The organism is Burkholderia sp. Ac-20392, from assembly GCF_017104585.1.
GTDB classification, from domain to species: Bacteria; Pseudomonadota; Gammaproteobacteria; order Burkholderiales; family Burkholderiaceae; genus Burkholderia; species Burkholderia lata.
Genome location: NZ_JAAGPB010000002.1, coordinates 82968 through 96052, shown reverse-complemented (window position 1 = coordinate 96052; position 13085 = coordinate 82968). Strand labels below are relative to the sequence as shown.

The following is a 13085-nucleotide window of genomic DNA, read 5'->3' as shown; positions in this document are numbered from 1 at the left end:
CGCCTCCCGGCAGGCCTGCTCGAGCACGAAGCGGCCGAGCCGGTCGATCAGGCCGCCGCGCTCGGCCACCGGAATGAAGCGGCCCGGCGAAATCCAGCCGGCGCGCGGGTGATGCCAGCGCAGCAGCGCCTCGCGCGTCGTGATCTGGCGGGTGCGGACATCGACGATCGGCTGGTAGAACACGTACAGCCCCTGGTTCTCGTCCAGCGCGACGCGCAGCTTCGATTCGAGCGCGACCCGCTCCTGCGCGCTCGTTTCCATGTCCGGCGAGAACATCCGGTAGGTGCCCTTCCCGGCTTTCTTGGCCGCATAGAGCGCCATGTCCGCGCGTGACAGCAGCACGCCGCCGTCGTTGCCGTGATGCGGCGCCAGTACGCAGCCGATCGACGCACCGATGCGGAACTGTCGGTCGGGCGACGGCGCATAGGGGGCAACCAGCGTGTCGACGAGCCGCGCGGCCGCGCCCATCGCGCCGTCCGCGTCGGTGTCGCGCAGCAGCACCGCGAATTCGTCGCCGCCGATGCGCCCGAGCATCATCGCCGGCTCGGGGCACTGCCCGCGCAGGCGTTCCCCGACCTGGCGCAGCACCTCGTCGCCCGCCGAATGCCCGCACGCGTCGTTGATCAGCTTGAAACCGTCGAGGTCGATGAAGAGCAGCGCGAGCACCTTGTCGGAGCGGCGCAGGCTCGCGTCGAATTCGGCCAGGAAGGTTGCGCGGTTCGGCAGGCCCGTGAGCGAATCGTGATGCGCGAGCTGGTGGATCCGCGCCTCCGCCTCGGCCTGCTGCGTGACGATCGACCACGACAGCATCGGGCCGATGTAGCGCCCCTCGGCATCGCGCACGGCCGAGACCTGGATGTCGAGCACTTCCGGCCCGAGCCCGATGCGCGCGCGATGCGGCAGGTTCGCCGGATCGGCGAGCAGGCGGCGCTGGTGCTGCGGGTGCGGGTGGAAGAAGTCGATCGACGCACCGAGCGCGTCGTCCGCGCGAATCGGCAGCAGGTGCTCGATCGTGCGCAGCAGGTTGCGCGACGTCGCGTTCAGGTAGTTGATGCGGAACGTCTCCGGATCGGCGGTCATCACGGCCACCGGCATGTCGTCGATCATCCGCATCAGCCGCGTCTGCGCCTGCTCGCGCATCCGCGACTCGGCCTGCGCGTCGACGGTGCGCAGGAAGCCGTGGTAGTTGACCGAGATGACGGCGATCAGCGCCGCCGACACGAAGGCCATGTTGACCGCGGTGGCGACGAGCGTCGGCTGGCCGGTCGAGATGAAGAACACGATGAACGCGACGTTGACGATCACGGCCACGCTCAGCGCAGCCGTGCGCAGGTACATCAGGCTGAAGATGCAGCCGATCACCGTGATCGCCAGGTAGAACGCGACCTGGGCCTTTTGCCACGCGTCGCCGTACGGGAACAGCAGCAGCGCCCAGGTGGTGAACGTCACGGCGACCGGGACCACCAGCCAGTTGGTGACCGTGAGCGCGCGCATCACGGTGTCCGGCGTCGGCTCGCGCAGCCGGGTGCGGTGCCAGTGCAGCAGCCGCGCCAGCGCCGCGAGCGTCATCGCGGCCGGCATCGCGACCGACAGCCACCACGGTGTGCTGCGCAGGTGCGTGATGGCGAGGCTCCAGGTGCTCGAGATCAGGATCAGGTACGACACCGGGATCTGGCCGGCGAATACCCGGTATTGCGCTGCGAGCAGGTCCGGGTTCCGGGCCGGCGCCGCGTTGCTTGCCAGTCTTGTCATCCGTGCGTAGTGGGTTTTCATGTGAGCCTGCATGCTGCAACCCGGGTTCAGGTTGCCGTGTCGGGCGGACGTCGGTACCCGCGCGGGTCCGGGCCGAGGTCGGCCTCGACGGCCGATTCGGACGCGGGAACCGGCGTGCGGACGCGGTTGCCGCCGGTCAGCGCAATCTGCCCGCTGCCGACGATCTCGTTGAGGGGCGCAGGCCTGCCGAGCAGGAAGCCCTGCGCTTCGTCGCAGCCTTCGTCGGCCAGCAGCGCAAGCTGGTCGCGCGTCTCGATGCCCTCGGCCAGGATCGGAATCCCCAGGCTCTTGCCGAGCGCGAGCACGGCGCGGATGATCGCGCGATCCTGCGGTTTCGCTTCCGCGTCCGCGACGAACGACTGGTCGAGCTTGATGCGGTCGAACGGGAACGAACGCAGCGTGTCCAGCGACGAATAGCCGGTACCGAAATCGTCGAGCGCGATGCTCACGCCCAGCGCCTTGATCTGCCGCAGCGTGTCCAGCGCGCGCTCGCGGCCGGCGAAGATCGTCGATTCGGTCAGCTCCAGCTGCAGGCGCGACGCCGGCAGGCGGGTTTCTTCGAGCACGTCGGCCACGAGCGCCGTCAGGTCCGCATGCATGAACTGCACGGCCGATACGTTCACCGCGACCGCATAGGGCGGCTCCCACGTGGCCGCCCGCGCGCATGCCTCGCGCAGCACCCACGCGCCGATATCCAGGATCACGCCGTTTTCCTCGGCGAGCGGAATGAACTCGGCGGGCGGAATTGTGCCAAGCGTCGCATGCTGCCAGCGCAGCAGCGCCTCGTAGCCGCGGATCTCGCCGGTCGCGAGCGAAGTCTGCACCTGGTAGTGGACGCTCAGCTGGTTGTCGGCCACCGCGCGGCGCAGGTCGGCCGCGAGGCTGCGGCGCGCGCGGACGATCAGGTCCATCGCCGGCTCGTAGAAGCAGATCGATTGCGCGATGCTGCCCTTGGCGCGGTACATCGCGAGGTCCGCGTTGTTGATGAGGATGGCCTTGGTGGTGGCGTCGTCCGGGAAGATGGCGACGCCGAAGCTCGCGCCCGGCACGACCTCGTAGTCGTCCAGCCTGACCGGCTTGTAGAGCGCCGGCTCGAGTCGCTCGAGCAGGTTCATCAGGCGCGTGTCGTCGTCCATCCGGCAGAGCGCCGCGAATTCGTCGCCGCCGATGCGGGCGACGAATTCGCCTTCGCGCAGCAGGTTCGCCATGCGGCGCGCAAGGATGCGCAGCACCTCGTCGCCGGCGTGGTGGCCGCGCAGGTCGTTGATTTCCTTGAAGCGGTTCAGGTCGATGCCGATCAGCGCGAGCTTCCTGCCGTGCGCTTGCGCAAGCGCGATTTCGAGGTCCAGCCGCTCGTTGAAGCTGGCCCGGTTGGGCAGGCCGGTCAGCATGTCGCTCAGCGCCAGCCGGCGCAGGTGTTCGAGCGATTCGGCCCGCACGTTGCTGTCGATCACATAGCTCACGAGCCCGGTGCAGACGATCACGAGCGACGTGCCCGCGACCGCCAGCGCCAGCGGACGCAGCTCGTTCACATCGGTCCATGTACCGTCGAGCATCAGCGGCGTGATGCGCAGCGCGCACATCCCGGTGAAATGCAACGCGAGGATCGCGAGCGACAGCACGCCGGCCATCTGGTTGACGGCGTGCGGCGACGGCCGCATCGCGAGGTGCAGCGCGAGCGCGGCGAGGGTCATCGCGAGGAGCACCGACGCGATCAGGTAGCTCAGATCCCACGACACGATCCCTTCGACCCGCCACGCGAGCATGCCGGTGTAGTGCATCAGCACGATCGCCACGCCGACGATCGCGCCGCCGAGCGCGGGCGCGACCTTGACGACGCGACAGGTCGTCAGCGCGAAGCCGATCGTGCTGCCGCCGACCGCGATGAGCAGCGACACGAGCGTGAGCGGCAGGTTGAAGTGCACGGGCGCGCCGGCGTCGAAGCCGAGCATCGCGATGAAGTGCGTGCACCAGATCGCCACGCCGGCCGAAATGGCCGTCAGCACCTGCCAGCCGAGCCGCTGCGTGCCGGAGGTGTTCACCGTGCGCTGGAACAGGCGCGCGGTGACCCACGAGCCTCCTCCGCACAACAATGCGGCAAGCAACACCAGCCAGTGGTTGTGCCGATGAACGATGCACCCGAAAACTGTCACCAAAACCTTTCTTCCCCTATCCGTCGCATGGGCTGATGCCATTCCTGATCGACGCGGCGGGGGCGATGCCGCTTCGATCAGGCGCGCCTTCAAGATATCGGCATGTGATGAATAAACTGAACGCCGCGCGGCTGTGCGCAAACGATTGCCCGGCAGATATTTTTTCTGAAAAAAGTGCCGGAACGAGGCGGGATGAGGTCGCGGAGGTTCGGCCGGTGGTTTGCCGGTCTGACGCGGGGTGGAGGCAAAGCGTAATGCGGCGGGAATCCGCCGAGGTTCACCTTCAGGTTTGTTGAGGGGGGATCGTCGATTGCCGGGGAGCGCGACGCGGAGCGCGGCCGGGGCAGCCGTCTGCCGGAACGCGCGCACGTCCGCAGGCTGCGAGCCCACCGCCACGATGACCGTGTCGGGCTGCTCGGGCGGCGTGCCGCCCGCGTCGACGCATGCCCTCGTCCGTCGGGTATTCCGGATCGACGCTGCTGCGCCAGCCCGATGCGCGTTGCGTCACTCCACCAGTTTGTGGGCCTTTTTGATACCGGCTCCGGCTGCAAGGAATCCCCCGTCGACGGCCAGGCATTGGCCGGTGATATATCGGGACTTTTTCGAAGCAAGATACGCAACCGCGTCTCCGACTTCTTCCGGCTCGGCCATGCGATTGAAGGGGATGTCGTCGAGGTATTCGTCGAAATCCGCCTTCGAAAGCTGCTCGCGCAACATGTTGCTGTTGACCGGTCCGGGCGCGACGGCATTGCAGCGCACGCCCAGTGCGGCGTATTCCAGTGCCGTTTGTCGCGTCAGCTGAATGATGCCGGCCTTCGACGCGCCATAGGCAACCCGGCCGAATCCGGCTCGAATCCCGGCAATCGATGCGATGTTGACGATCGCGCCATGACCGCTGCGCACCAGGAGATCGGTTGCCAATTGCGTCAAAACCAGCGGCGCAGTCAGGTTGAGATCCAGAACCTGGTTCCAGTTCTCCAGGGAAATATCGCGGACCAGGGAAAGCCTGGCCATTCCGGCGTTGTTGACCAGCACCGACAGTTCAGTCAGCTTTGCGAAGTAGCGGCGGCAAGCATCGAAATCGGTGACGTCCAGTGCGTCCGCACGCATGCCGTCGGGCGGTGAAAAATTCGCCAGCGCCTCCTGCCGGTCGAGAATGATGACGCTCCAGCCGTCGTCGCGGAGGCTCCGGGAGATTGCGAGGCCAAGCGTGCCGGCTCCGCCGGTCACGATTGCGGTTCCATTCGTCATGGTTGTTCCTTTGATGGATGAAGCGGCCGGGTTGCGTTCGATCATCGGTTTCGAACCGAACCGTTACGCGATGGGACGCCGCCCGCTTCCGATATGGCATGGTCGGGACATCCCTCCCGGACGGGCATCGACTGAACGTTCATCGGGATGCCGCCACGTGCCCCGCCCGCATCGAAGAAGATCGGCCACTCGCGTGCCGGGCGTGACGAAAGGCGTCTCCTGCATTCTTGTCGTCGTTCGATGGATGGTCGGATGGAGGCGATGAAGGCGTCAATCCGACCCGATGCCGGTTACCGTACTTTGGAATCGGCCGGTCGACGCATGCGCCCGGAACGAGTCGCCAGGCGGGCTCGATGGAGAGTGGGAGCGACACACATGCCCGACCGCGTGCCGACTGTCGGAGAACGGCCCGGCGGCATGCTCCGGGTGCTTCCGCACGCACGGTGGGGTCGTACAATTGACAGCCAATCAGTATCCAAGATATTCTCGCCGGTATATTTTCTTGTCTCGCGCCGACTTCCTGGTTCGCCTCGAGAATGAATTTTCTGAATTTCCGGGAAACACGATGCTTCAGAAAGAAAACAAGCGGGGAGGCAGCTCCGCCAAGCCGGATGCACCCGAAATCAATGCAAAGGCGCAGATCAAGGAGTACAAGGAGACCCTGATCGTCGATGCCGCCGCCAAGCTGTTCTACGAGAAAGGGTTCCAGCGCACGACGATTGACGATATCGCGGCCTCCCTGGGCTTCACCAAACCCTTCGTCTACACGTACTTCACTTCCAAGCACAGCATCCTGGAGCGGTTGTTCGATCGCATCTACGATCAGGTCCTCCAGTCGGCGACCAGCTTCGACGAGTCGTCGCACGCCCACCCGGAGCAACGGCTGAGGCACTTCGTCCACGGATATATCCGCAAGAACCTCGAGCAACCGCAGTTCGCCGCGGTCTTGCTGGAAGAAGAAAAGAACCTCAGCGCCGAAAAGCTCGAATACATGCGCGTCAAGCAGCATGGGTTCGACGATCAGCTGGCTCAGTTGATCGCGGCATGCGCGGAGGCGGCGGGCAGCTACATCGCAGAGCCCAAGCTCGCCGCACTGTCCATCAGCGGGATGGTTCGCTGCCTGCATCGCTGGTATTCGCCGCAAGGGCGCATGACCATCGAGCAAGTGTGCGAGGAGTTGACGAATATCTCGATGCGCATCGCCGGCGTGCCTCCGGAACCGCTATCGAAGCGCAGTGCCAGAACCTCGGGTGCGAGCGTGCCGCGCAAACGCGCCAAGCCAGCCTGAGCGAAACCAGGAGCGAGCCCGTTCGATCGCGCAAGCGTTCCTGCGAAGACAACGCCGCTGCCGTCGGCCTCGTCGGGCTCCGCACGGCACCTCGTGAATGCAAGTGCGGATCTTGCGACGAAATGCGGTAAGGGGGCGCACGGTGTGTGTCGCCACCCTCACTCGGCACACACATATCAGGTGGCGTGCCCTTCGCCGGACAGGCTGAAAAGCCGCGGTTCATCCAGCGGCGACAGCTCCTCGATCGCACGTTTCCGAATGAGTCCGCGCTGGATTTTTCCCGACGCAGTCTGGGGCAATGCGTCCACGATGACCACGCGCCTTGGAATCTTGAAGCTGGCAATCTTCCCCTTGCACGCGGACAGGATGGCTTCCTCGGTAATCGCGGCGCCGTCACGAAGGACGACGTACGCGACCGGTACCTCCACAAGCCGTTCGTGGGGCACCCCGACAACGGCAACCTGAAGAATCTCGCCAACCAGCTCGCTCAGCGCCTGCTCCACGCCTTGCGGAGAGACATTCTCGCCGCCCACTTTCAGCATTTCCTTGTATCGCCCGGTGAAGCGAAGAAATCCGTCCGCTCGCATCACGCCCTGATCCCCGCTATGCAGCCAGCCGTCAGCGTCGATGGTATCGGCGGTGGCCCGAGGATCGCCCAGGTAGCCCTTCATGATCGAATAGCCGCGAAACCACATCTCCCCCGGCGTCCCGATCGGCACATCCTTGTCGGTCGCCGGATCGACCAAACGCACTTCGAGACCTGGCAACGGCCGTCCGGACGAATAGCAACGCACTTCCTCCGGCTCGTCGGGGGCACAGGTACACATCCAGCTCCAGGACTCCGACAGGCTGGTGCCTGTAACCGTCGGGCAAAACATGCGCTGAACCTGCACGGCCACCGCCGCCGAAGTGTCCATGCCGGACGGCAACGTTCCAAAGCGCAGGCTGCGGACGTTTCTCGGGCGTTCCGCCTGACGGCTCAGCAGGTCGGCGTAGTGCGTCTCGAAACCATGGATGATATTCACCGACTCGCGCTCGATCACATCCAATGCTGCATCCGCGTCGAACCGCTCCATGATGACCTGGCGACATCCGCCGAACACGCACTGGAGAATCACTTCGCTCAGCGAATAGAGATGGAACATCGGCAGGTAGTTGATCGCGGTCTCGCCGGGCATCACGCCCCACAGCCGGGCCCGATCGCGCACCCCTCGCACGCAGCTGTGATCGTGCATCACGCCCTTGGGGCGCCCGGTGGTACCCGACGTGAATACGATCAACGCCAGATCGCTCGCCGTGCATGCTGCCCTGCGATCCGCTAGCGCCTGCCGCTCAGCGGATGAATAGTCGCCCCCCTCGAGGGAGGGCCACGCCACCGATCCGGGCAGGCACCCGTCCCCGATCACCACGGTCCGCAAGTTGCCCTGCTCGAGATCCACCGCCAGGCTGCGGCGAACCAGGTCGGCAAAGTCGATTGGCCCCGCCCGCCCCGTCATGATCAGCAATTTGCACTCGCCCCGACGCACCACATCGACCAGATCGGCTTCGCGGTAGCGCAAATTCAAAGGCACTGCGACGGCGCGAATGCGCCACAGCGCAAAGATGGCGACGACGTATTCGGGACCGTTGCCAGCCAGCAGCCCCACCTTGTCGCCTGCCGTCACCCCCAGCCGCATCAACCCGCAAGCGACCTTGTCGATCCGACCGTCGAGCTCGACATAGTCCATGGAGCCGGTCGCCCAGACCATGGCCTCCTGATGCGGCCATCGTTCGGCAGCCCGTGCAGGCAACTCGCCGAGGAGCGGAAAATTTTCGTTCGTCATCGCCTTTTCGTGCCTTCCACAAATTGAATATCCGTCACTGGGCCCCGGGCTCAGTCAACCATGGTCAACCCGCCGTCGACACTCAGGATCTGGCCGGTAAGGTAGGCGGACTGGTCGGCGGCGAAGAGCATGACGCCATTTGCAATGTCCTGAGGTTGGCCGAGGCGCCGCAACGGGATCGCGCGATTGAAATGCTGGAGCATCCTTTCCGATTGCAACCGCAGCAACGGGGTATCGATGGCGCCAGGCGCAATGCAATTGACGGTAATGGCATGTTTCGCCATCTCCCTGGCAAGCGACTTGGTAAATGCGTTAACACCGCCCTTCGCTCCTGCATAGACGGTTTCTCCCGCATTGCCGATGCGCCCCGCACCGCTGGAGATATTGACCACCCGGCCATCTCGACCGGCTGCAACCAGGGGGCGCAAAAACTGCTGGCACACCAGTACGGCGCTGGTGTAATTGACTGAAATGATTTTCTCGATGAATGCCAGGGAGTTCTCGAGAAAAGGCTCCGTCGGCGTCCACCCGGCGTTGTTCACGATCAGATCGGCGAGCCCGAATCTGTCCTGCGTGAATGCCTGCAATCGCGCGACGTCGTCGGCCTTGCTGACGTCGGCGACAATGCATTCCGCCTGCCCCCCTTGCTCGCGAATGCGTTTCACCGTTTCTTCGGCGCCCAATTCATTCAGATCGGTCACCACCACCTTCGCACCGGCTGCCGCAAGCGTGGCGGCAATGGCCCGCCCGCAGCCGGAACCCGCACCGGTGACAACCGCGACGCGGTCCCGAATGGTCAACGAATAGTTCATCTCTTGTTTCCGATTTCAGCTCGAATACCGCTCTATTGATGATCCGGGACGCGCGCGATAGCTCGATCGCACCGGCGGAAGTCGTGCACTGTCCTCATCCCGGGCGAACGTGGGTTTCGAAGAGCCACGCCGTCGAGCAGTTTGTCCTGATCGACACGCTTGGCGCATGCGGATCCGGCTATCGCCCCTCCCATTGCGGCACCCGCTTTTCAGCAAATGCGGCCGCGCCTTCACGGGCGTCACGCGACGCGAACACGGGATCGGTGATCTCGCGCTGGCGCACGAACATTTCCGCCGTCGACCAGTCTCGCGACGCACGCATCACGCGTTTGCTTGCGGCAACCGCGAGGGGCCCGTTCGCGGCGATCTTGCCCGCAAGCTCGATCGCGACGGCCAACGCGTCGCCGGGCGGTGTCAACCGGTTAACGAGCCCATATTCGAACGCACGCTTCGCGTCGAGCATGTCGCCGGTCAATACGAGTTCGAGCGCGATGCGTTCCGGCAACTGATGCTGGATGCGCAGCAATCCGCCGGCCGCCGCCACGAGGCCACGCTTCGTCTCGGGCAACCCGAACCGGGCGGTTTCCGATGCGACCACCAGGTCGGACGCGAGCACGACCTCGAAGCCGCCCGCGAGCGCATAACCCTCGACGGCCGCGATCAACGGCTTGCCTGGCGGCGCCTCGGTGATACCCGCGAAACCGCGCCCGGGAATGCTCGGCCGCTCGCCTTTCAGGAACCCCTTGAGATCCATGCCGGAACAGAATGCCCCTCCGGCGCCCGTGATGATCGCGGCTCGCAGATCGTCGCGGCGCTCGAGCTCGTCGAGTTCGGCCGCAATGGCTTCCGCTATCGCCTTCGTGCACGCATTGCGTGCTTCCGGACGATTGATCGTGAGAATCTGAATACCGTCCCGATATTCAACGAGCAGTTCATCGCTCATCGTCATGTCCCTCCTGTCAAGGCATGGGTGGATGGCAGCCGGCTCAACGCGGCTGCATCCGGATCGCGCCGTCGAGGCGAATGGTTTCGCCGTTCAGCATCGTGTTTTCCAGCACGTGCACCGCAAGCGCCGCAAATTCGTCCGCCTCGCCGAGCCGCGGCGGAAACGGGACCATGCGGCCCAGCGACGTGCGCACCTCTTCCGGAAGGCGCGCGAGCAGCGGCGTATCGAACAGCCCCGGCGCGATCGTGCATACGCGAATCCCCTTGCTGGCGAGATCCCGTGCGGCGACGAGCGTCATGCCGACGATGCCGGCCTTCGACGATGCATACGGCACCTGCCCGATCTGCCCTTCGAACGCCGCGACCGACGCAGTCAGCACGCACGCGCCGCGCTGCCCTCCCGCGTCCGGCTCGTTGCGGGCCATTTCCGCCGCCGCGAGTCGCAGCACGTTGAAGGTGCCTATCAGGTTGATGCGAACGACCGCCTCGAAAGCCTCCAGCGAGCCCGGCGTGCCGTCCTTCTCGACGAGTCGCACCGCACCGCCGCGGCCGGCGCAATGCACGAGCGAGCGCAGTGTGCCGCGGCGGCGTGCCGCCTCGAACACGCCGGTCATGTCGTCCGCGCTCGTCACGTCGGCCGAGACGAATGACACGCCGGCGCCGAGCGAATCGGCCACCGTCGCGCCGTTCGACGTCGAAAGATCGGCGATGACGACGTGTGCGCCCTTCCCGGCCAGCCGCTTCGTGCTCGCCAGGCCCAGCCCCGACGCGCCGCCCGTGACGACTGCCACTGTTCCTGCAAAATCCATGATGGTGTTCTCCTGAATGTCCTGCCGGTTCACAAGCGTTCGATCAATGTCGCGTTCGCCATCCCGCCGGCCTCGCACATCGTCTGCAATCCGTATCGACCACCCGATGCTTCCAGCGAGTTGAGCATCGTGGTCATCAGTCTCGCGCCGGACGCGCCCAGCGGATGCCCGAGCGCAATGGCGCCGCCGGCCGCATTCAACCGCGCCCCATCGGCACCCAGCGCCTTTTGCCAGGCCAGCGGCACCGCCGCAAAGGCCTCGTTCACCTCGAAACGGTCAATGTCGTTCACCGACAGTCCCTGCCGTTTCAGCAGCCGTTCGGTCGCGGGAATCGGCGCGGTCAGCATCATGAGCGGATCGTCTCCGCACACGTCGAACGCGACGATCCGCGCACGCGGCGTGAGCCCGAGCTGCGCCGCCTTCTGCTCGCTCATCACGAGCAGCGCGGCAGCGCCGTCGGAAATCTGCGACGCGTTGCCGGCCGTCACGTTCCAGCGAATGCCCGGGAACCGTTTCGCCAGTTCGGCGTTCTCGAACGAAGGTGCGAGGCTCGCGAGACGCTCGACGCTCGCGCCCACACGGATCGTCTCGTCCGTATCCACGCGCCGGACGCCACCGTCGCCGGGTACGTCGATCGGCACGATCTCGCGGGCGAACTGGCCGGCCGTGCGCGCGGCCTCGGCACGACGGTGCGACTCGGCCGAATAGGCGTCGAGTGCTTCGCGTGACAGATCCCACTTCTGTGCGACGAGATCGGCGCTGACACCCTGACCGACCAGCCCCTGCGGAAACCGTGCATGAAAGCGGGCGCCGTACGGATCGCGGTCGATGCGCGCGGAACCCATCGGCACGCGGCTCATCGATTCGACGCCGCCTGCGATCACGATGTCGTTCACGCCGGCCATGATCGCCTGCGCCGCGAAGTGAATCGCCTGCTGGCTCGATCCGCACTTCCGCTCGATCGTCGTGGCCGGAACGTGGGCCGGAAACCCCGCCGCCAGCCACGCGACGCGACCGGGCGTCGTCGATTGCTCGCCGACCTGGCTGACGCAGCCGATCATCACGTCGTCGACGGTCCCGGGATCGAGATCGTTGCGCACGACCAGGGCCTGGATCACCTGCGAAAGCAGGTCGGCCGGATGCAGTTGGACGAAGGCGCCGCCGGCCTTGGTGCGACCCATCGGACTGCGAACTGCGTCTACGATTACCGCGCTTCTGATCATGGTTTTCTCGATACGATAGTTAAACGAAGAATGATTGACGGGCACGACATACCGACACGTCGGTGCGGTATCGCGAATCCGCTTGCACGTGCAGGCCGGTCATCCGGTAAAAGTCATCAGCGTCTGCTGCGACGCGGAGGCGACCAGGTCGCCGGCCGCATCGTGAATCTTCGCGATCGACAGGCCGCAACCGGCATTCGCCGCCGGGCTGATCGTCTCGACGTGCAGCCACGCGTCCGCCCGCACCGGCCGGTGCAGCCACAGCCCGTGATTGAGGCTGCAGATATAGAGCCGACGCGTGCCAATCGCGCGCTGGTGCAACGCCAGCGCGCTGAAGTTGAGCCACCAGTCGGACAGGTATGCAAACGCGGCGGCATGAATGCGTGCGTCGCAAGGCAACGGCCGGGCCGCCCGCATCCAGTACCGGAACCGTGGGCCGCTCGTGTGCGCGGACAACTGCCGCGCCGGATCGGGAATGCGAAACTCGATGGATGGCTTGCAATCCCTGTCGTAACCGCCCAGGCGCCGGACCGTATCGAACATCGCATCGGGCAGATCGCACAGGGACGGCAGCGACTCGGGACGCTCGCCGGCGGGCGCCGGGGTCGGCTCGCCGTGCCGGGGCGCATCGAGCGGGATCGCGCACGTCACCTGTGCATCCAGCACGGCACGGCCGCCGGGCTGCCACGCGCTCACGCGCCGGGACGAAAATCGCTTCCCTTCCTGCAGCACGGTGGTCTCGAAATCGAGGGGCTCACCCGGTAACGCGCCGTGCAGAAACAGCGCCTGCATCATCGTCGGCGTTCTGTTCTCGGGCACGCCATCGAGCGCGGCCGCCATCGCTTGCCCCAGCAGCTGGCCGCCGAAGATGCGGTCGTTGGCGTTGGTGTCCGCGCGCCGGCTGCGCCAGCGCCGGGGTGCGACGGGATCGAGTGTCAGCAATTGCGCGAGCGTGGCGTCGCCCACCGGCATCCCACGTTCCGTCCGCCCGTCCTCGTCGACCATTGC

10 protein-coding genes are annotated in these 13085 nt (G+C 65.6%); 1 reads left to right on the top strand and 9 read right to left on the bottom strand.

From position 1 onward, the window contains the following. From G3N99_RS00755 to G3N99_RS00745, 3 genes are all read right to left on the bottom strand, one after another. On the bottom strand, positions 1-1773 hold a 1773-nt coding region (locus G3N99_RS00755), incomplete at its 3' end, for a diguanylate cyclase (RefSeq protein ID WP_241011384.1). Positions 1774-1799: 26 nt separating this feature from the next. Beyond that, on the bottom strand, positions 1800-3926 hold the full coding sequence (locus tag G3N99_RS00750; protein ID WP_346778450.1) for an EAL domain-containing protein: 2127 nt from the start codon (positions 3924-3926) through the stop codon (positions 1800-1802). Positions 3927-4430: 504 nt separating this feature from the next. Next, positions 4431-5222 (bottom strand): SDR family oxidoreductase, encoded by a 792-nt coding sequence (locus G3N99_RS00745; protein ID WP_241011382.1) that lies wholly within the window; start codon positions 5220-5222, stop codon positions 4431-4433. Between the two features lie 520 nt (positions 5223-5742). Between G3N99_RS00745 and G3N99_RS00740 the strand changes: the two genes are divergently transcribed. After that, entirely contained in the window at positions 5743-6465 is a 723-nt protein-coding gene (locus G3N99_RS00740) for a TetR/AcrR family transcriptional regulator (protein ID WP_174986465.1), read from the top strand. A 176-nt stretch (positions 6466-6641) separates the two neighbouring features. On the opposite strand, the gene G3N99_RS00735 is transcribed toward G3N99_RS00740, so the two are convergent. From G3N99_RS00735 to G3N99_RS00710, 6 genes are all read right to left on the bottom strand, one after another. Further along, positions 6642-8288 (bottom strand): AMP-binding protein, encoded by a 1647-nt coding sequence (locus G3N99_RS00735; protein ID WP_206121351.1) that lies wholly within the window; start codon positions 8286-8288, stop codon positions 6642-6644. A gap of 50 nt (positions 8289-8338) precedes the next feature. After that, on the bottom strand, positions 8339-9100 hold the full coding sequence (locus tag G3N99_RS00730; RefSeq protein ID WP_206121350.1) for an SDR family NAD(P)-dependent oxidoreductase: 762 nt from the start codon (positions 9098-9100) through the stop codon (positions 8339-8341). Between the two features lie 178 nt (positions 9101-9278). Next, positions 9279-10043, bottom strand: a complete 765-nt coding sequence (locus G3N99_RS00725) for a crotonase/enoyl-CoA hydratase family protein (protein ID WP_206121358.1) — start codon at positions 10041-10043, stop codon at positions 9279-9281. A 43-nt stretch (positions 10044-10086) separates the two neighbouring features. Next, positions 10087-10854: an SDR family NAD(P)-dependent oxidoreductase gene (locus G3N99_RS00720; protein ID WP_206121349.1), complete on the bottom strand. Its 768-nt coding sequence runs from the start codon at positions 10852-10854 to the stop codon at positions 10087-10089. 29 nt (positions 10855-10883) lie between these two features. Next, positions 10884-12074 carry a thiolase family protein gene (locus G3N99_RS00715; RefSeq protein WP_206121357.1) on the bottom strand — a complete coding sequence of 397 codons (1191 nt, stop codon included), beginning with the start codon at positions 12072-12074 and terminating at the stop codon, positions 10884-10886. A gap of 102 nt (positions 12075-12176) precedes the next feature. Then, positions 12177-13082, bottom strand: a complete 906-nt coding sequence (locus G3N99_RS00710) for an acyl-CoA thioesterase domain-containing protein (protein ID WP_241011380.1) — start codon at positions 13080-13082, stop codon at positions 12177-12179. Positions 13083-13085: the final 3 nt, after the last annotated feature.